Consider the following 18,907-nt stretch of genomic DNA (forward strand, 5'->3'; position numbering starts at 1 on the left):
TCAATCCGCCAAAACTGGACGCCATTTTCGTTCGCGAGTGGCGTCCCTTTTTTATGTGGTACCGCTCCCAACCCTTCGGTCAAACCTGTCTATTTTGTCCTATAGCTTCGATGTAAATCGCGATATCAATTGGGAACAACGGGAGGAACTACCATGCGCTTATTGATTGCCGCCGTCCTGCTTTGCACGACATCTCCACTTGCCGCTCAGATCGCCACGCCGGACAGGCCCGTGACCGATCCGAAAAGCCTTACTTCGCCAGCCAATCCCGATGCGCGGGCGGTCCCGTTGGACGATATCGGAAATTCACGCTCGGTGGGCAGCACGACATGGAGTGCGGATGGAAAGCATGTTTATCTTTCCACCAATTTAACGGGGCGGTTCAACATCTGGCGCACCGACGCCGACGGCAGTTGGCCGTTGCAAATGACCCAGTCAGACGATTCCCAAGGCGGCCTTGCGGCGTCGCGGGACGGCAAATGGATCTACTTCACCCAAGACAATGGGGGTGACGAATATTATGATATTTACCGCGTCCCGACGAGCGGCGGCGCTGTCGAGCGTGTGACCAATACGCCGACCTTGAGCGAACGCGGACTTGTGCCTGGGCCGTCCAACGGGCTCATGGCTCTATCGGTAAAGAAGAAGAGCGAAGCGCAATCCAATATCGCAACAATTGACAGTCAGGGAAATGTGAAGGCTCTGACGGCCGAGACCGATCCGCAATATGAGTGGTCCCCGCGTCTTTGGGCAGATGGCGGCAAAACCCTGTTCGCGAACCGCGAAAAAATTGATTCCACCAGCACCGAGATCTGGCGCATCGATATCGCGAGCGGGAAAGCAATACCGGTCCTGTCGAAAGCAAACACCATCTACCGCGTCCAGGATCTCAGCGCCGACGGCCAGTGGTTGGCCGTCACGACCGATGCGGATATCGGACGTCCAAGGGCGGGTCTTTACAATATTGCCGCCAAAAAATGGAAGTGGCTGAAGCCGATCCCGTGGGACCAGCAGGCCATCAGATTTACCCATGATGGTAAGTCCCTGATTGTTGAAAGTAGCAACGATCTGCGCACGATGTTAGTGCGCTATGATCTGACGACAGGGACGGAAACTCAGATGAATCTTCCGGCCGGTTTGAACTTCTCCACGGGGAATGATTCCCGTTCTCCGGATGGGCGCTCGCTACTGGTTGTCCATATGGGCGCTAATGTGGCAGGCGAACTTAATCGCTACGATCTGGCGGATGACAGTGTGCGTCCTCTTACGCAGCTTTCGGTCGCTAGTTTGCGGCCGGAAGTTTTGGCGAAATCGGAAATGGTCACCTACAAAAGCTTTGACGGCACTTTGATTAGCGCACTGGTGACCATGCCGGCCAATCTAAAGCGTGACGGCAGCAACCCGGCCATTGTGCTTCCCCATGGTGGGCCAACCGGCAAGACAGAGGACTATTTCGATGATATCGCTGCGGCACTCGCCAGTCGGGGTTATATCATCATTGCACCCAATTTCCGGGGATCGACAGGCTATGGCAAGACCTTCCAAACCGCCAATTATGACGATCTGGGCGGCGGTGATCTGAAGGATACCGTTGCGGCCAAGAATTTCTTGGTCGAAAGTGGTTATGTCGACCCAAAACGCGTCGGTATTTTCGGCGGATCCTACGGCGGCTTTATGACACTGATGGCGGTCGGCAAAACACCGGATGAGTTTGCCGCCGGTGTGCAATGGTTCGGCATTATCAACTGGCGTACCATGTACCGCGACATGGACGAGGTCTTGAAGGCGTATTTGCGCAGCCTGATGGGCACGCCCGAGGAAAATCCTGCAGGCTATGACCGTGCGTCGCCATTGACCTATATTAAAAACGCCAAGGCGCCGCTGCTCACCATTCAGGGCGAAAACGATATCCGCGTCCCGCGCGGGCAAGCGCAGGAGGTGCACGACATTTTGAAGGCGAAGGGCAATATCGTCGAAACCGTCTACTATCCCGCCGAAGGGCATGGTTTCCGGAAAAAGGAGAACCAGATCGATTCTCTGCGCCGTACGGTTGAATGGTTCGACAAATATCTGAAACCGAAATGAAGGCGGACTCCGGCGATATTGCGAAGGAGCATGAGATGGGGAAAATTGACAAGCGGTTCCTAGGTGCAGGCATTGCTCTCGGCATGGGGATGGGCGTGACAACCGGCAATACCGCGCTCGGCCTATGTTCAGGTATTGCGTTCGGATTGGTTGTTGGTCGCTTTAAGGCAAAAAGCGAACCCTGACGGGTTCAAACCACCTCAGCGCGTCGCGACCCAGTTGAACAAGAAGTTGCGATGCTCGGCCCATGTCTGACCTTCAACTTTGTCGCCAACCAGACAAGCTGCGCTGTGATAGGGCCCGACACCGTCGGTGGTACGGAAACTGACGCAGGTTCTGCCGCGATCATTTTTCCAGCGGCCACCTTCTATGGTGCTTTCATAAAAGCTGCCCTGCACGCTGCCATCGGCTTTCAGATCCAGAACCATAGGTTTGGTGTACGGCTTGCCCGGTTCCGATGAAAGATCGACCGTCCAGTTACCGCTCAATTGCGGCGCATTTGCGGACGCGGCTGTGGCCAAAAGGCAGGCTGAAACAAAAAGACCGAAAACGCGCATCAACATTCTCCTCAACGGCTGCATGCTGCGTTAACGCTAGCCACGCAGATAGGTAACGATAAATGCAGTTACGATTTCCGATTTGATTTGGATGCACGGGCCCGTTCCGGGCAAAACAACAAAAAATAGGGGTGGGATATGCCCACCCCTATTTTATTTAAAGGCCATCGAGCCCTTTGCTGACCAAAATATTCACCGACACTCGGCGATTTTGCGCCTTGCCTTCTTCGGTGTCATTGCTTGCCAGCGGGTCGGATTCAGCCATCCCGGTCGGTGTCAGCATACGATAGGGTTTCCAGCGACAGGCCTGCTGCAGATAGTTGATAACACTGCTGGCGCGTTTTTCACTCAGCGTCTGGTTATATTCTTCGTCGCCAACAGAGTCTGTGTAGCCTACGACCAGCATCAACGCGTTGTCGGTTGCTTCAGCAGACGCGGCGGTCGAGCAAAGCTCTTGCTTTGCGCTTGGTGACAAAGAGTATTTGCCGGTATCGAAGTATACGTTGGTCGTACCCTTGATATTGTACTTGTCGATATCGCCCATACGGCCGCGCAACGCTTCGGTGGCGGCTGTCTGTTCTTCAAACTGCTGGGCTGTGCCGTTGCGGATCATGGTGGCGGTTTTCAGATCGTTATTGCGGAAGGTAATCTGGCTCGCGATCAGACCGGCGCCTGACTGCCATGTCTTAATGGTCACCGGCAAACCGTTCAGCAACGCGTTTGATGTCAATTTGTTCTTGCCGCTCAGAAGACCACCGCCAGTCTTGATTTTCGTCGCTTCATTGATGGAAATGACGGTCGCATTGCCATCTGCCGTCGTAATCTTCAGTTTGTCGCCGCTGCGGGCTGTAATGATACCCTTAACGTCGGGTCCTTTTACCAGCACCGGCATCTCTTGTGTCACGGGACCATCGACCACAATGGTAGGGTCGTTCGACTGCGCAGACAGACTACCCGATGCAGCTAATGTTGCCACGGCAAGCAGGACGGGAAATCCCGTCCTATTAGAAATCACGTTCATGTATTCACTCCTTCAAACGGCTAATGCCTCATCATACCCTTGGATTTTACCTGTTGATTCCATCCTTTCTGTCGGATGAACACGATTGCATTTCGCACCGCCTTTGCGGTCAGCATGGCCTCATTGTGCGACGAACCGTTGCGTCCAACCGAAGCATGGGAGCGCATTACGCTACGAAAAGGAGAAGATTTCCGGTTGGATTCGATGCTAACTTCAAACTGAGCAGAGCGATTTCTACGCATTGGGGGGCTTATTAAAAGTCCAAACCAAGCTGCACATTGACCCGCGGATCGTCGCTACTGGAGATCGCGCCGGAGGTGTAAACCGGGGCGGCAGCTTCGACTTGCAGGTCGAACATACCCAATCCGGCACGAATGCCTGTACCGGCCGAAACCAGGGTGCCCGTGCCATAGCCGTTCCGGAAATTGCTCACATATCCGCCATCTATAAAGACATAGGGTTGCACCCGTCGGATCCAGCTTTTGGATTTTGTATATTCATATCCAAATTCGGCCAGCGCCAACACACCGTTGTCGCCCGAACGCTCATAAAAATCAAAAGCACGCCCGGTATAGGCGCCACCCAATCCCATTTCTTCCGACGACAGAAGAGGGTCGGCGGAATATTGCCCCGAAACTGCCACCCTTAAGGTCGCGTTGCCCGAAACATAGCCAGACCAGTTGGCCCACGCGCGTGCTAGAGTAAACGAGCCGTCGGCATCCGCACGTGAAGAAAATATATCACCCGGCTCATTCGCACCGAAAATGCCCATACCTTGCCGCAACTGGGCACCTGTCCGCAGCCAACCATTGCCCAACCGGTATGACGATGAAAGCCCGACCGACAAGGTAACGACGGTGTCGCTTTGCAGAACTGCACCAAAGCTGTCCTGATCGACCTTGAGATATTCGAACTGTCCCTCAGCCCAAAGATTGGCCGTGCGCGACCGGTGGACCGGATGATTGACCGAGAGCGAGGCGTAACGGCTGCCAGCATTACGCTTGCCGAAGCCGGAACTTGGATCGATATTGCTATCGCTCCACGCAGTCGCGATTTCAGCTCGGGTACCGTTCGTGCCCAATCCAACACCGTACAAAACACTTGCCGCGAGAAGTTCCTGCGGTTCGGCGGGATTAGTCCTGAAGGTCACGCTCAGTGAGTCAGAATCTTCTAACAGCGCCACAGCCTCAACACTGAGGCGTGCCCGCAATGGTCCGATTTTGTTGGAACCGAAATTGTCCACGACGATTTGGCCGCTGGTGTTTTTGCGGTGTTGAACGCGAACAACCAGTATCCGCGCCCCGTTTTCATTGACCAGCTCAGTCTGCTTCACAATGATTTGCGGGATGTTATTTGCGAGCATGAGACGGCGTTCCAACTCGTGCTGCATAACGGTCTGACCTACGAGCGGTTCAAGCAATTGGCGCAGTGCCTTATTGGAGGAACCTTCAATCCTGACCTTATCAATCGAGCCGGCATCGAGCTTGATCCGGACGATCCCCAACTCGATTTGTTGTTCGGGGACATAAGCATTGGCGAGAACCATGCCCTGCGAACGGGCTATCTCGGCAATCTCCTGCGCCAATTTGGCAAGATCTTCGCTTGTCGCGCTGCTGCCGAGATAGGGTTCGATGACCTTCTCAAACATATTGTGATCGACGCTTCTATCGGTTTCAATCAGTACGGAGCCGACACGAATGCCCTCGCCGGATTTATCCGCCGCAGGTTCCGGCGGGATCGCGGCTGTTTCTCTGCGGATCAGTTGCGGGGCTTCAACATTAACCTCGTTCCGGTCGGGTCGGTCATCTTTGGTAGCTGCCGGTAGGAATGCGCGCCATTCCCCCTCCCCTGCCCCATTCACTTGCGCGCAGACGGGCGCAGGCGCAAGCATTGCACCGCCTAAGGCCAAGTAAAAAGAACAATGAAATCGCGTCATTTAGCTTCGGATTAGCCGTGAATAAAATATTGTGTGGCGGCTATTCTTAAAGCCAACATGTTGCGTAGCCGTTAATTGCGACACCCTGGATGTTTACCAGTTCTTAGGCACTTCTCGACGGAGTTTCGTCAGATTTACTTGTTACAATCGGGCTCTGAAATCCTATCAATGGGGCAAAGCCAGTGCGTAAATATCTCTCCGTCATCCAAGCGGTGATTATGGCAATAGTTGCACTCTTCGTGCTGTCGACCCCAGCGGCGGCGAGCACGAAGGCGTGGCAGATCTCGGAGAGCACCGGATCCGTCTCGGTTGAATCGAACGGTCAAGTGCGCACGGGCGCCCGTGGAATGGCTTTGAAAGCAGGCGATGCCGTCTCCACAGGTTCCACTGGTCGGGCGGTCATCGTGCGCGGCGGCGAATATGTCATCGTCAGCCCCAAAAGCCGCGTCCGCATTACCAAGCCTGAAGAAACAGGCGCGATAACGCAGATATTCCAATCGATCGGAAGCGCGCTGTTCAAAATCGAGAAAAAGGAAACGCCGCATTTCGGTGTAAAAACCCCATATCTGGCGGCTGTGGTGAAGGGTACAACCTTTAACGTGACGGTTACTGCAAATGGTGCGACCGTTCAGGTTACCGAAGGCCGTGTCGAAGTGTCGACACTGGATGGCGGCGCCTCCGATCTGATTGTGCCTGGCCGGATTGGCCGGGTCGACGCCAATGACATGAAGCTTTTGAAGGTCATGGGCATTGGCGCAACCGCCGTTCGTTCGGAATCTTCCGCTGTAATAGCCCCAGCAAACGAACAGTCAGCGACAGAGACAGAGGCGGCGAGTCAGCGGGATGGAAACGAAGAAACTTCCGGCGGTCAGTCGGAAAGTGACAGCGAGAATGGCAGCAGCGTCGTTGGAGATCGCAATGCGAACTCTGAGTTTTCAGGCGAAATTGCATCTTCTATTGCCAGTGATCCAGTTAGCCTCGCCCTTGCCACTGGAGGATTGATCTCGGGCAGCCAAGGCATAATTCGGGACACCGGCAACCCCTTGCGGAATGGCGGTTCGACGGGCGAAGGTAGAAATAATACAGGCGGCAATGCTGGCGATGCCGCGGTAGGCGCTGTTTCGGGGAGTTGGGATAGCGGAGTCGGAGATAGTAATAGTAACGCTGGTGGCGATAATGGAAACGCCGGTGGAAATGGCGATGCGGGCGGAAACGCTGGTGGTGATAACGGAAACGCCGGTGGAAATGGCGATGCGGGCGGAAACGCTGGTGGTGATAACGCAAACGCCGGTGGAAATGGCGATGCGGGCGGAAACGCTGGTGGTGATAACGGAAACGCCGGTGGAAATGGCGATGCGGGCGGAAACGCCGGTGGTGATAACGGAAACGCCGGTGGAAATGGCGATGCGGGCGGAAACGCCGGCGGTGATAACGGAAACGCCGGTGGAAATGGCGATGCGGGCGGAAACGCCGGCGGTGATAACGGAAACGCCGGTGGAAATGGCGATGCGGGCGGAAACGCCGTCGGAGCAAGAAGAAACGCCGGTGGAAATGGCGATGCGGGCGGAAACGCCGGCGGTGATAACGGAAACGCCGGTGGAAATGGCGATGCGGGCGGAAACGCCGGCGGTGATAACGGAAACGCCGGTGGAAATGGCGATGCGGGCGGAAACGCCGGCGGTGATAACGGAAACGCCGGTGGAAATGGCGATGCGGGCGGAAACGCCGGCGGCAATGGTCACGATAGACCGCCGCGCGCGTAAATCCTACTATCTTGTTAGCGAACCTTCAACGCATTGGCGCTACAGTGGGCTAAGTGATGCTGCATTCATGGCAGCTTTTTGACGAAAAACAGGATTAGCTGCCGAAATGTCATTCCGGTCAACATTGAAAAATGGTCTGACCAAGACGGGCATTTCGGCGCGTTTCGCGCGCCCATTGGCCGTTGGCATTTCGCTTCTTCTCGCCATCATTCTCGGACTTTATAGCCCTGAAGGACCGGTCGAACAACTGCTGCATAATGCCCGGGATTCCATCAATTCAAAACCCGCCAGTGGCCGCGTTCATATTGTCGAAATTGATGCAAAATCGCTCGCCGCTTTGGACAAATGGCCTTGGTCGAGAGGTTATCATGCCCAGTTGGTCGACGAACTGGACAAGGCTGGTGTTGCCCAAATAGTCTTCGACGTCGATTTTTCCTCTTATTCGACCCGCGATGGGGACCAAGAATTCGCTGCGGCAATTGAACGAGCCGATGGTAAGGTTGTGCTTCCCACATTCCGCCAGCCGCAAAGCACCGGTGAAATTCATGCCGATCTGGAAAATCTGCCAATACCGATATTGCGGGAAAAGGCATTTCTGGGATCGGTTAATGTACGACCGGATGCCGATGGACAGGTGAACGACTATCCCTTCGGCACGATAACCGACTCTATACCTAGGCCGTCAATTGGCGCATTGCTGGGTGATGCCAGCGGACCGGTAAATAAAGAATTCAAGATTGACCAAGCCATCGAGATTTCGTCGATCCCCCGACACAGTTTTGTCGATGTGCTGGAAGGCCGTGTGGATGCGCGCGAATTGAAGGGAAAGAAAGTCGTCATCGGCGCTACTGCCATCGAGATTGGCGATCGATACGCGACCGCTCGCTTTGGTGTGATTCCCGGAGTCGTGGTTCAGGCCATGGCAGCTGAAACGCTGATAGCTGGCACGGACCTACCCGAACTTGGTCCATGGCCGATGCTTGCGTTGACGTTGATCGCGGTGCTGTTCGCTATCCATTGGACGGATCGGCGAAACACAACCGGCGTGGTGCCCTCTCTCCTTATAGCTATTACGATCTTGGTTGTTCCCTTAATCGCTGAACGATACTCACTCGCGCATTTGGATGTCACTCCGGCATTACTGTTGCTGGCGGGTTCCATGGCCGCCCAATATGTGATCGGCATAACAAAACAAATTTCCTTAGAGCGTCGCATCGACAGGGCGACGGGCCTGCCCAATCTGGCGGCATGGCAAGAGCGTATGGATTGCAAAGGCAACCACAATGTGATCGTCGCTGAGATCGCCAATTTCGGAGAGATAGTCGCCACCCTTGATCGTGCGGAATCGAAAAAATTGGTGCGCGCTGTGGCCGACCGTTTAGAGTTATCCAGCGGTCCTGGTGAACTCCACCGAATAGGACGAGAGCGCTTTTGCTGGCGGACCGAAACCATGGACAGCGATGCAGTTGAGACAACGATCGAAGCAAGCGCGTCGTTGTTCAACACGGCAATACCGGTAAGCGGACGCTCCGTTCGTGCGACCTTGTGCTTCGGCGTTGCAACAGGCGATATAAGGGATGCAGAAGGATTGGCCAACCAGGCCACCTTAGCCGCAAAGCGTGCAAGCGAGCTTGGCAAGCGCTTGGTTTGGCATAATGACCGTCTGGCACAGGTCACTGACCAGTCACTCTTCATCCTGTCTGAATTTGAAGAGGCGCTGATGACTGGACAGATATCTGTTTTCTATCAGCCTAAATATAGCCTGATTGATGATTTTGTTAACGGGGCTGAGGCACTCGTGCGGTGGGAACATCCCGACAAAGGTATGGTAAGTCCCTCGCTCTTCGTCCCAGTCCTTGAGCATGAAAATCTGATGGAGGCGCTGACACTTTTCGTGTTGCGGCAGGTAGTCGAAGATGTCGAACGCTGGAATTCCGTGAGAAATCCGATGGGCTGTGCCGTCAACATATCCGCATCCCTTCTGGCCAATCCCGCATTTGCTAAGCGAGCTGTGGCAATCATACGCGACAGCGGTATAGACCCGGCGTTGCTCACCATCGAGCTCACTGAAACAGCCGCACTGTCTTCGCAAGAAATGGCCGCATCCAGCCTGAACCAATTCAAGCAATTAGGCGCTCATTTATCGATAGACGATTATGGGACAGGCCAGTCGACTTTGACCTATCTAAAAAGCTTCTCGGCTGACGAGATCAAGATAGATCAGAGTTTTGTCAAATTGATCGCTACCGACAACGCCAATAAGATCATGGTCCGGTCGTCGATCGAAATGGCCCATGCTTTGGGAATGAAAGTCGTCGCCGAAGGCGTCGAAGACATAGCTGCGCTCAATGTGCTGCGGGAATTTGGCTGCGACACAATTCAGGGTTGGTATGTCGGCAAACCGGTCGCGCGCGATGAATTCATGCAGCGCTGGTGCCTAAACCTGTTCGATTCAAGCGGCGGTACTTCCGCTCCGGATTGGGTCGGACAAGCACGGACGGGCTGACGTTCCGGGCAATCGGTATGTTGAGGAGACGTTAGCGCTAGTAATTCTAGCTAGCCTCGCAAAGGAACCCTATAGTCTGGTAGTTAGTTTATTTGGTCCCAGTATTCTAAAGGTGATCTATGCGCAGCCCAACTTTCCCGGCCACATGTACGACCCTATTATTGATTAGCGCAATGTCATTGGCAATCGCAACCCCATCATATGCAGCAACCCCCGATAGTTGGGCGAAGCTGGATGCTGCTACCCAAGCAGCGTGCATTAAAGCGTCAGGCCTTACAAATGCGACAGCCGGTCCGCCTATCCGGTTTTCGGATAAATTGTTAATGGACGCTCGCGTGATCGAAGGTGTCTGGCCCCAACCGCATATGAAGGGCGCACGGGCCAGCATGTTATGCCTATACAATCGCAAAACAAAACAGTTTGAGGTCCAAGAGCTGGCGACCCCGCCAAAACCCGCACCTGCTTTGAAAGATGTGTGGTGGCAAGCCGAGGATATTGGCGGAAAAGGCATTATTGATCGGAGCGATATAACTCTGATGATCGGAAGCGATGGTAAAATTGGCGGCAAATCGGGCTGCAATGGATATTCAGCCAGCTATCAGATCACCGACGATAAACTGAAAATAACATCCCCGCTGATCGGGACCCGTATGGCATGCGCACCCGCGCTCATGAACCAGGAACAGAATTTTCAAAAACTGATTGAAACAGCGGTTTCTTTTACCATTTCGCCGGAAGGAGCCCTGATCCTGCAATCTGCGGACGGAGCAACAATCAAATTTGTGCGAAAATAGGCCCCAATAAACGAGAGCCGCTTAAGAAGTTATACCAGCCTTTAGAGACTTGATTTTACCGTTGGCTGCCACCGACGTCGCTGAAATTTTCCGGCTTGCCGCTTTTGGCTTGTCGAGTCTGTGCAGCCAGTCGTTAATTGACAATTCCAGAATATCGACAACATCATCTATGGTGATCTGGTCGTCACGGCGCGCCAGTGCAAACGCTGTTTCATTGAGCAGTCCCAAAACGAGAAGCGCCATCGGACGCAGCACAGCAGGGGCGATGTTGTCACGTCCAGTAATCGCGACCAACGCGGGTTCAATGACGGACAAAGAGGTCACCGCGTCAATCTCACGCCAGTTTTCGCCACCCAAAATAGTAGGCGCTTCGATCAGCACCAGCCTCAAATATTCGGGGCTTTGGGAGAGTTCGATCGAAGCCCTCGAACCGATAATAAATCGTTCAAGGGGATCGTTTCCTTTTTGCCCACGCACGACCACCGCATGCGCAAATTCGCGCTGCAGATTTTTGACGACCTCCGCGAACAAGGCCTTTTTATCTTTGAAGTGATGAAAGAATGCACCTTCGGTCAATCCAGCCGATTTGGCAATGCGACTCGTCGTTGCTCCCGCAAAACCAAGTTCTGCGAACAATTCACGTGCCGTCGCAACAATAAGCTTGCGTGTTTTTTCGGCTTCAGCGGCGCTCTTTTTCCCCATAAGGACCTATATTAGATAGTGTTGCATTGTCGTCAAGCTGAACTTGATCTAACCAATTCATGATGTACCGGTCGATCTCTGCAGTCCAATCTATACTCGTCCCGTTATTTACACGCGACCCGACGACGGTACGGGCCGTAGAGCTCGAATTTTAGACCTAACTATTTGTAATTTTTACTCCGTTTTGGAAAAATCTCTGATTGACTGCATAGTATTACTATGAATATGGTTCTGCTTTGGAGGAAGAGGAGACTGGCTATGAAGCGGAGCGCCGCGGATGCAGCCGTTACTCGGGGGGACATAATCAGAGCAGCTCGGACGCTGTTTTCTGAAAGAGGCTTTGCGCAATCAACAACCAACGAAATAGCGCGCGGTGCGGGTGTGACCGAGGGGGCATTTTTTCATCATTTTAAAGGGAAGCAGGATCTTTTTGCCGAAGTCGTTCGGCAGTTACAGAAAGAATTCGACAAGGCCGTGTTTGAAGCGGCTGCAAAAGCACCGTCAGGGATCCAGCGGTTTCTGACAGGCGCCCGAGCATCGCTTCAACTGTCGCAAAAGCCCGAATATTTGCGAATCGTGTTGATCGATGCGCCTGGCATTCTAGGGCACATGCAGTGGAAAGAAATAGATACGAGCATCGCATTGGAGGCGATAGAGCCCGCTTTGCGTCTTTTGGTCGGAAACAAATCCGTGCCAAAATCGCGCTTACGGGCAACCGCGCTCACTATGCTTGGACTGTTGAACGAGTCGTGCTTCGCCTTGGCGCGCAAAGATCCGTGCGTCGCCGAGGACGATGTTATCGACGCTGTGGAGGCGATATTGAAACAATGGATCGCAACCAACCAAGGAGCAAAAGCCTGAAGACGACTGTTAATCCGGAAGCGGAACAACTTCTACAGCAATAACTTTACAAACATAGTTATACTATGTATATATTGGCCTTGGACGAGTTCGCGCCGCATATCGTGTGCGCGAAACGAGCATTCGGCTGGAGTGGTTTGTGATCAACGATTACATCATTGTCGGTGCCGGGACGGCAGGCTGTATGCTTGCCGATCGGCTGTCCGCCAATGGCAAGAACCGCGTATTGCTCGTCGAAGCTGGTGGCAAACCCCGGAACCCGTTCATCCACATTCCGGCAGGCTTCGCCAAGCTATTCAAAAGCAGCAGCGACTGGAATTATGACAGCACGCCGCAATGCGGCACGTCCCAACGTACGGTTTACATTCCGCGCGGAAAAATGCTGGGCGGCAGCGCCAACATGAATGCGCTAATTCACCAGTGGGGCCATCCCGCCGACTTTGAAGAATGGGTGAATTCGGGTGCAACAGGCTGGGGCTGGGACAGTGTATCGCCAATTCTCCGGAAGCTGGAAACTGAACTGGAGCATGACGTAAATCCCAACGCTCATTCGGCCGCTTCCGACTTTGTCGATGCCGCCCGAGCGGTGATCGGAAATTCCGGGTCTACGTACAATGGCGGGGACTATGAAGGCGCCTGGATTGCGCAATGCAATATTCGGAAAGGCAAGCGGCACAGCATTTTTCACAGCCATTTGAAACCGGCATTAAAGCGCCAGAATCTGGTGACATTGACACACATGGCGGTCGAAACCCTGATCATTGAGCAGGGCAAGGCAGTTGGCGTCATAATGAACGGAGCTCAAGGCCGGATTTCGGCGCTTGCCCGCGCAGGTGTGATACTCGCAGCAGGAGCGATCGAGACCCCCGCTTTACTTCTGAGGTCGGGCATCGGCGATGGGGAGACGCTTCAAAAATTGGGCATTGAAGTGGAGTGCGTATCACCGCATGTCGGTCAGCATTTGCAGGACCATCCCATGGCGGTCACGGTATTTGCAACAAACCATGCTGATACCTACAAAACAGCAGAGTCTCCAAAAAACCTGTTTAAATATATCTTTACAAAAACCGGTCCCCTCGCATCAAACGCTGCCGAAGCAATCGCCTTTGCCCGATCATCGCCAACGCTGAATGCGCCTGATATTGAACTGATTTTTGCACCCTTTGAATGGCGCGAACAGGCATTGCAACCACCCGCCATACATGGTTTTTCGATTGGAGCAGGATTGATTGCTCCCGCATCGAGGGGTTCAGTTTCACTTGTCACACGGCATGTACAAGTGCAGCCGAAAATTGACCTCGGACTCTTTACGGACAGAGAAGGTCATGACCGTAAAACGATGCTCGCGGCTGTGTTGCTTGCGCGCAAAGTCGCGGCGCAATCACCATTGAATGCCCATATCGAAGGTGAACTTTCTCCGGGCGAACGGGCGAACGACTATGACGCGTTATTCACCGAAATTTGCCGCAATGTGCAGACCATCTACCACCCCGCAGGAACATGCCGGATCGGAGACGCCACGCAGGGTGTCATTTCATCCAAATTGAAAGTTCACGGTTGTGACAAGCTATGGATTGCAGATGCCTCCGTTATGCCAAGGCTCGTCCGTGGTCACCCTAATGCCGCGGTCGCGATGATCGCGGCCCGAGCGGCGGAATTTATCTCAGACGAGGCACGCTGACATGTCCATTCGACAGCACGCCACCGCTGACCCGCCTAGTATCTGTACAGACACCAATTTTCCGAGATCGGTTTGGCAACACCTCTACTCTGTTCAGAGATAGCCGTTGCCAAGCCGGACCCGCCCGTCGCACAGCTCCCCAGTTGTTTTTTGACGGGCGGGTCAAACTTAATCTTCAAAATACAGGAAGCCCTAACGAGCGTCGTCAAGGCGCTGGCACGCCGAACGACAGCTGTTTTACGAAATAGGGAACCCTCATCCGAAGTGCAAAAGACCTTAATACACCCGGTAAAGCGGAAGCTGATGACTTCGGCCTAATTTCCTGAGGCTGAAGTGTTTATCCACCAAATGTAACATGTTGATGCACGAAATGCGGTAAGCATCTTGCCGTCGTTCATTCTTCTGTTAGCGTAAGACCGATGGGTAATTTTCCGTTCAGCGCAATTGTCGGCCAAGATGAGATGAAGCGTGCGTTGCTGATTGCTGCGGTTGATGCGCGCATCGGCGGCGTGATGATCTTTGGCGACCGTGGCACCGGGAAATCCACAGCAGCTCGTGCTCTGGCAGCAACATTACCTCCTATTTCTGTCGTGGAAGGCTGTCGGTTTAACTGCGCGCCCGACGCCCGCGACGATTGCCCCGATCCATGCACATCGAAAAAAGCACACAAGATGTCGGTACCCTTCGTCGACCTCCCATTAGGTTCGACAGAAGACCGAGTGCTTGGCACACTCGATCTCGAGCGTGCGCTTGCCCATGGCGAGAAGCAGTTTGAACCCGGTTTGCTGGCTAAGGCGCATCGTGGCTTTCTCTACATTGATGAAATCAACCTGCTCGAAGATCATGTCGTCGATTTGTTGCTGGACGTCGCGGCATCAGGACAGAATTTGGTCGAGCGCGACGGGTTGTCCATTCGGCACCCGGCCCGTTTCGTTCTGGTCGGCAGCGGCAATCCTGAAGAAGGGGAGTTGCGACCGCAATTGCTCGATCGCTTCGGCCTATCTGTCGAAGTTAAAACGCCCGAGACGGTAGAAGACCGCGTCGAAATCATGAAGCGCTGCGACGCGCATGAACAGAATCCATCTGTTTTTGCCGAGATTTGGAAGGAAGAGGACGCAAAAGTCCTACGCCGAATTGCCAAAGCGAAGGCGGGGATCACCAAAGTCCACACACCAGACTCAATCCTTACGGACACAGCTACCTTGTGCAAGGCAGTCGGCGCGGACGGTTTGCGTGGCGAGCTGACCGTGATGCGCGGTGCACGCGCACTTGCGGCCCTTGAAGGGAAAAAGACGGTCACCCGTGCGCACCTGAAATCCATCGCACCGCTGGCTTTGAGGCACCGTCTGCGGCGCAATGTGCTCGATGAAACAGGATCGACTGTACGCATCGAACGCGCATTGGAGGAATGCTTCGGGTGAGCCCCACGACCGTCCTTGGTGACCGCGTCAGTGACACCGAACTCGCCCTTCACCTGTTTGTCCGCAACCCGCATCAGTTTGGAGGTATCATCCTTAAGGGACCGGGTCCCGTGCGCGACGCGATGGTGGCTTTTGCGCAAGAAGCTCTGGCCAAAAGAGGGCCGGTCGCGCGTATACCTGTCAATATCGATAGCGAACGGCTTTTGGGTGGCCTTGATCTGTCTGCGACCTTGGCCGCTGGTCGTGGTGTGATGCGTTCCGGTCTGCTCAACGACTGCAGCGGTGGCGTCGTCATTCTGCCCATGGCCGAGCGCATTCCACGCGACATCGCAGCCCACATTGCACAGGCCATGGATGGGAGAAAGCTGGCGGCAATTCTGCTCGACGATTCCGTAGACGGTGATGAAGCCCCTCCCCCGGTTTTGACCGAACGCATCGCCTTTCATTGCGATATGTCCGAGTTACGGCAATTTGACGGTGCTGCGTCACCCACTGCCCTGCACTCAGCCGCCCTGACCGACATGCAACTGGTCGGGTTGGTCAATACTGCTTCGGCATTGGGAATTGGATCAGCTCGTGCTTCTATTTTTGCCCATAAAGCCGCGCATGCGCATGCCGAGTTTCATGGACGCGCTGCGGCAAATGATGACGACTTGACCGCCGCAGTCCGGTTGGTGCTGGCGCCACGTGCGACGCAATTTCCACCCGATGCTCCTCCTGAACCGGAATCTGACCCGCCGCCTGATCAGCCTGATTCCGATCCGGGTGACGACGAAGAACGTCAGGTCGAAGATATGGATTTAGAGGATATCCTGCTCGAGGCGGCCGCAGCGGCTATTCCTAAAAATATTCTCGATCAAATCAACGGGACGGCGAAGGGAAAGGGTAAAGGCCAAGCTGGCCGGTCGGGGCAAAAGCAGAAATCGGCTCAACGTGGCCGCCCCTTGGGCGCCCGACCGGGGGTACCCGGACATGGGCGCAAGCTCGCCTTGATTGACAGCTTGCGTGCTGCCGCGCCTTGGCAGTCCATGCGTCGTGCCGCCGCAGCTGCAAACGACCTGCGCAAAATCCATATCCGTAAATCGGACCTGCGCGTACGTCATTACGAACAGCGCCGTGAAAGCCTGACCATATTCGCCGTGGATGCATCGGGGTCGTCCGCCTTGTCCCGTTTGGCAGAGGCAAAAGGTGCGGTCGAAATGATGTTGGCGCAAGCCTATGTGAAACGCAGCCAAGTTGCCCTGATTGCCTTTCGTCAAAATGGTGCGGAAATATTGTTGCCTCCAACGCGATCGCTCACCCGGGCTAGGCGCGCTTTAGCGGCGCTTCCCGGGGGTGGCGGTACACCCCTGGCGGCAGGTTTGCAGGCGGCGCAGCACATGGCCGAGACTGCTATGCGCGGTGGGCAAACACCCACGATCGCAATTTTAACTGATGGCAAAGCCAATGTACGAACGGACGGGACCGCCAACCGCGAGCTGGCGATGGCCGAAGCACAACAGGCGGCGAAATCGCTCGCCCAAAGCGGGGTCCAGTGCATCGTAATTGATATTTCACCCCGCCCTCGCGTAGAAGCGGCGGAATTGGCAGAAGCATTGAACGGTCGTTACCTTCCCTTACCGCAAGCTCAAAGCACAGCCATGGTCGCCGCCATTGAGAGCATTGGTGGCTAAGTCCCTCCCATCCCGGCAGGGATCCTTTGGCCATATCATGCGGACGCCAAAATGAGCCGTTATCCCGATTGGAATTCGGACGGTGCAGACTGGCCCAATCGGGAAACAAGCCGCTTTGTCCGTGCAGGTGGCTATGACTGGCATGTCCAGCAGGCCGGGACCGGACCTGTGTGCCTGATGCTTCATGGCACCGGAGCAGCCACACATAGCTGGCGCGACCTTATGCCATTGTTGGCGAAACACTATACAGTCGTTGCGTTGGACTTGCCGGGGCATGGATTCACGAAAAGCGTCGCGGGTGGCCGAGTATCGTTGGAAGGTATGGCCGCGTCTATTGCGGTATTGATTGAACAAATTGGCCTGACTCCCAACCTGATCGTTGGACACAGCGCCGGCGTTGCGATCGGCGCTCGGGTTCTGATTGACCAGGCTTGGACGATCCCCTTGATCGGATTTACTCCCGCGTTGATGCCTTTTCCGGGCCTAGCTGCGCGTCTCTTCCCGCAACTCGCCAAGATGCTTTTCACCAACCCGTTTGTCGCAATCATCTTTTCACGGATGGCGCAATCACCGGGTCAGACCGCAAAATTCCTTGAACGAGCCACCGGTTCCAAAATCGATTCGGCGGGAGATCGCTATTATACGCGGCTGTTCAGCAAATCGGGCCATTGCGACGGCGCCATCCGCATGATGGCCAACTGGCGTTTGGAAAAATTGCGGGACCAATTGCCAAAACTGACATCGCCGACGCTGCTGATACGGGCAAGTCAGGATTTGGCTATTCCAAAAGCTGCGGTCGAAGATGCCGCAGCGCTCATTCCCGACTGCACAATCGATGTTATGGAGAAGTTCGGCCACTTGGCACATGAGGAAGATCCAAAGCAGGCCGCGGAGAGCATAGTGCGGTTTGCGAAAAGGCAGGGCATCGCCTAAACAAAACAAGAAGGAAAGCCGGCATGGAACCAAGCGCATGGGACAATCTGGGTTTTGTGGAAATCATCTTTTCGGGCGCCGTGGCCCTCGGGCTCGGGTTTTGGCAGCTTTGGTCAATCAACCGCGAGATCGCCAAGGATAAGGAAAAGGCCGCGACCAAAAACGACCCTTCCAAATCCGACTAGGTCTCTCGCGGCATTTTATAGGGCAGCATGAACTGGATGACCGGATTTACCAAACGGTTGAGTGAGATACTCTCCTGTATCGCTATGACCGGTTCTCCGTACATGCGCGCGGCGACGGCCGTGCGGGCGTAGAATGGAGAATCCTCCCATGTCTTGATGACCGATGCATGGCCCCTGTCAGCGCGCGTCTGCCTCGACATGCCCCACCAGGTCAGCGGCAAGGGCGCGACCAACGGAAGCTCGTCCTCTTGCGGCGTTCCGCTTGCATCAAAACGGAGCGCACTTGCAAATTCGCTGCCATCGCGGCGCGTGCCTTCATAAATGACCGCGACTTGTTTTGCCACATGCGCGCGTGACCAGTGCCAGCTCTTGAAACCGTTTTCGATGGGCTCGCTGCCATGGTTGCTGTCGAGATATCCGCTCCCTTTCCAAGCTATCTGGGGCGCGTCCATCTTGACTTCTATTCTAGCGCGCGGGGCAATAGCCTGCCAATGATGCCGTCCCTTTGGGTCGAGCGTGAAAGCCCGATGGTTCAGCATTTCAGGATGCAGGATGATCTGTCCCTTTACTCGACGCCGCCACGGGATGCCGAGCCGGATATCCCGTTCTTCGATGTCGATGATCAAACGATCCTTGTCCCAACGCATTGCGCTGGGTCCGATGCTCAATGTGTCGCGCTGTTGGGTAGTATCGGCAATGCCACGTTCGGTCATAACCCAGCGTGCTCCCTTGCGCCCGTAAAGCGCAATGTTCAGACAACTGTGGTCTAGCGGAATGTTCCGTCCCGAT

Annotated in this window: 16 protein-coding genes; 11 read left to right on the forward strand and 5 right to left on the reverse strand. The window is 54.7% G+C overall.

Features of this window, described 5'->3' with window-relative positions; all coding sequences use genetic code 11:
• Positions 1-153: 153 nt before the first annotated feature.
• Positions 154-2,085: a S9 family peptidase gene (locus EUU25_RS10215; RefSeq protein ID WP_158900684.1), complete on the forward strand. Its 1,932-nt coding sequence runs from the start codon at positions 154-156 to the stop codon at positions 2,083-2,085.
• A 35-nt stretch (positions 2,086-2,120) separates the two neighbouring features.
• The gene (locus EUU25_RS16495) at positions 2,121-2,270 is read left to right on the forward strand and encodes a hypothetical protein (RefSeq protein WP_187351266.1); all 150 of its coding nucleotides are present in this window, start codon (positions 2,121-2,123) and stop codon (positions 2,268-2,270) included.
• 15 nt (positions 2,271-2,285) lie between these two features.
• Here the strand turns inward: EUU25_RS16495 and EUU25_RS10220 are convergent, their stop codons facing one another.
• The 3 genes from EUU25_RS10220 to EUU25_RS10230 all read right to left on the reverse strand — a co-directional run bounded on the left by EUU25_RS10220 (position 2,286) and on the right by EUU25_RS10230 (position 5,554).
• The gene (locus EUU25_RS10220) at positions 2,286-2,642 is read right to left on the reverse strand and encodes a hypothetical protein (RefSeq protein WP_158900686.1); all 357 of its coding nucleotides are present in this window, start codon (positions 2,640-2,642) and stop codon (positions 2,286-2,288) included.
• A 157-nt stretch (positions 2,643-2,799) separates the two neighbouring features.
• Positions 2,800-3,663, reverse strand: a complete 864-nt coding sequence (locus EUU25_RS10225) for an OmpA family protein (RefSeq protein WP_158900688.1) — start codon at positions 3,661-3,663, stop codon at positions 2,800-2,802.
• A 253-nt stretch (positions 3,664-3,916) separates the two neighbouring features.
• On the reverse strand, positions 3,917-5,554 hold the full coding sequence (locus tag EUU25_RS10230) for a ShlB/FhaC/HecB family hemolysin secretion/activation protein (RefSeq protein WP_158900690.1): 1,638 nt from the start codon (positions 5,552-5,554) through the stop codon (positions 3,917-3,919).
• 227 nt (positions 5,555-5,781) lie between these two features.
• On the opposite strand from EUU25_RS10230, the gene EUU25_RS10235 reads away from it, so the two are divergent.
• The 3 genes from EUU25_RS10235 to EUU25_RS10245 all read left to right on the forward strand — a co-directional run bounded on the left by EUU25_RS10235 (position 5,782) and on the right by EUU25_RS10245 (position 10,662).
• Positions 5,782-7,362 (forward strand): FecR domain-containing protein, encoded by a 1,581-nt coding sequence (locus tag EUU25_RS10235; protein ID WP_158900692.1) that lies wholly within the window; start codon positions 5,782-5,784, stop codon positions 7,360-7,362.
• Between the two features lie 106 nt (positions 7,363-7,468).
• The gene (locus EUU25_RS10240) at positions 7,469-9,868 is read left to right on the forward strand and encodes an EAL domain-containing protein (protein WP_158900694.1); all 2,400 of its coding nucleotides are present in this window, start codon (positions 7,469-7,471) and stop codon (positions 9,866-9,868) included.
• Between the two features lie 335 nt (positions 9,869-10,203).
• Positions 10,204-10,662, forward strand: a complete 459-nt coding sequence (locus EUU25_RS10245) for an META domain-containing protein (RefSeq protein ID WP_158900695.1) — start codon at positions 10,204-10,206, stop codon at positions 10,660-10,662.
• 21 nt (positions 10,663-10,683) lie between these two features.
• Here the strand turns inward: EUU25_RS10245 and EUU25_RS10250 are convergent, their stop codons facing one another.
• Complete coding sequence (locus EUU25_RS10250) at positions 10,684-11,364, reverse strand: TetR/AcrR family transcriptional regulator (protein ID WP_158900697.1); 681 nt, start codon at positions 11,362-11,364, stop codon at positions 10,684-10,686.
• Positions 11,365-11,622: 258 nt separating this feature from the next.
• On the opposite strand from EUU25_RS10250, the gene EUU25_RS10255 reads away from it, so the two are divergent.
• The 6 genes from EUU25_RS10255 to EUU25_RS10280 all read left to right on the forward strand — a co-directional run bounded on the left by EUU25_RS10255 (position 11,623) and on the right by EUU25_RS10280 (position 18,118).
• Entirely contained in the window at positions 11,623-12,225 is a 603-nt protein-coding gene (locus EUU25_RS10255; protein WP_158900699.1) for a TetR/AcrR family transcriptional regulator, read from the forward strand.
• A 139-nt stretch (positions 12,226-12,364) separates the two neighbouring features.
• Positions 12,365-13,906: a GMC family oxidoreductase gene (locus EUU25_RS10260; RefSeq protein WP_158900701.1), complete on the forward strand. Its 1,542-nt coding sequence runs from the start codon at positions 12,365-12,367 to the stop codon at positions 13,904-13,906.
• A gap of 419 nt (positions 13,907-14,325) precedes the next feature.
• Positions 14,326-15,327, forward strand: coding sequence for a magnesium chelatase ATPase subunit I (bchI, locus tag EUU25_RS10265; RefSeq protein WP_158900703.1), 1,002 nt, complete (start codon positions 14,326-14,328; stop codon positions 15,325-15,327).
• Positions 15,315-17,000, forward strand: coding sequence for a magnesium chelatase subunit D (locus tag EUU25_RS10270; RefSeq protein WP_158900705.1), 1,686 nt, complete (start codon positions 15,315-15,317; stop codon positions 16,998-17,000). Before bchI ends, EUU25_RS10270 begins: the two co-directional genes overlap by 13 nt.
• A 51-nt stretch (positions 17,001-17,051) precedes the next feature.
• Positions 17,052-17,933 (forward strand): alpha/beta fold hydrolase BchO, encoded by an 882-nt coding sequence (gene bchO, locus EUU25_RS10275; protein WP_158900707.1) that lies wholly within the window; start codon positions 17,052-17,054, stop codon positions 17,931-17,933.
• 23 nt (positions 17,934-17,956) lie between these two features.
• Positions 17,957-18,118 (forward strand): hypothetical protein, encoded by a 162-nt coding sequence (locus EUU25_RS10280; RefSeq protein WP_158900709.1) that lies wholly within the window; start codon positions 17,957-17,959, stop codon positions 18,116-18,118.
• Here EUU25_RS10280 and EUU25_RS10285 read toward each other — a convergent pair.
• Positions 18,115-18,831: a hydroxyneurosporene dehydrogenase gene (locus EUU25_RS10285; RefSeq protein WP_158900711.1), complete on the reverse strand. Its 717-nt coding sequence runs from the start codon at positions 18,829-18,831 to the stop codon at positions 18,115-18,117. The genes EUU25_RS10280 and EUU25_RS10285 overlap by 4 nt on opposite strands.
• Positions 18,832-18,907: the final 76 nt, after the last annotated feature.

It is taken from the genome of Sphingorhabdus lacus (assembly GCF_009768975.1).
Lineage (GTDB): Bacteria > Pseudomonadota > Alphaproteobacteria > Sphingomonadales > Sphingomonadaceae > Sphingorhabdus_B > Sphingorhabdus_B lacus.

Bases quoted from the DNA above. Each gene is read 5' to 3' on its own strand.
- EUU25_RS10215 (WP_158900684.1), top strand. From the start codon at position 154: ATGCGCTTATTGATTGCCGCCGTCCTGCTTTGCACGACATCTCCACTT.
- EUU25_RS16495 (WP_187351266.1), top strand. From the start codon at position 2,121: ATGGGGAAAATTGACAAGCGGTTCCTAGGTGCAGGCATTGCTCTCGGC.
- EUU25_RS10220 (WP_158900686.1), bottom strand. From the start codon at position 2,642: ATGCGCGTTTTCGGTCTTTTTGTTTCAGCCTGCCTTTTGGCCACAGCC.
- EUU25_RS10225 (WP_158900688.1), bottom strand. From the start codon at position 3,663: ATGAACGTGATTTCTAATAGGACGGGATTTCCCGTCCTGCTTGCCGTG.
- EUU25_RS10230 (WP_158900690.1), bottom strand. From the start codon at position 5,554: ATGCTTGCGCCTGCGCCCGTCTGCGCGCAAGTGAATGGGGCAGGGGAG.
- EUU25_RS10240 (WP_158900694.1), top strand. From the start codon at position 7,469: ATGTCATTCCGGTCAACATTGAAAAATGGTCTGACCAAGACGGGCATT.
- EUU25_RS10250 (WP_158900697.1), bottom strand. From the start codon at position 11,364: ATGGGGAAAAAGAGCGCCGCTGAAGCCGAAAAAACACGCAAGCTTATT.
- EUU25_RS10255 (WP_158900699.1), top strand. From the start codon at position 11,623: ATGAAGCGGAGCGCCGCGGATGCAGCCGTTACTCGGGGGGACATAATC.
- bchI (WP_158900703.1), top strand. From the start codon at position 14,326: ATGGGTAATTTTCCGTTCAGCGCAATTGTCGGCCAAGATGAGATGAAG.
- EUU25_RS10270 (WP_158900705.1), top strand. From the start codon at position 15,315: ATGCTTCGGGTGAGCCCCACGACCGTCCTTGGTGACCGCGTCAGTGAC.
- bchO (WP_158900707.1), top strand. From the start codon at position 17,052: ATGAGCCGTTATCCCGATTGGAATTCGGACGGTGCAGACTGGCCCAAT.
- EUU25_RS10280 (WP_158900709.1), top strand. From the start codon at position 17,957: ATGGAACCAAGCGCATGGGACAATCTGGGTTTTGTGGAAATCATCTTT.
- EUU25_RS10285 (WP_158900711.1), bottom strand. From the start codon at position 18,831: ATGACCGAACGTGGCATTGCCGATACTACCCAACAGCGCGACACATTG.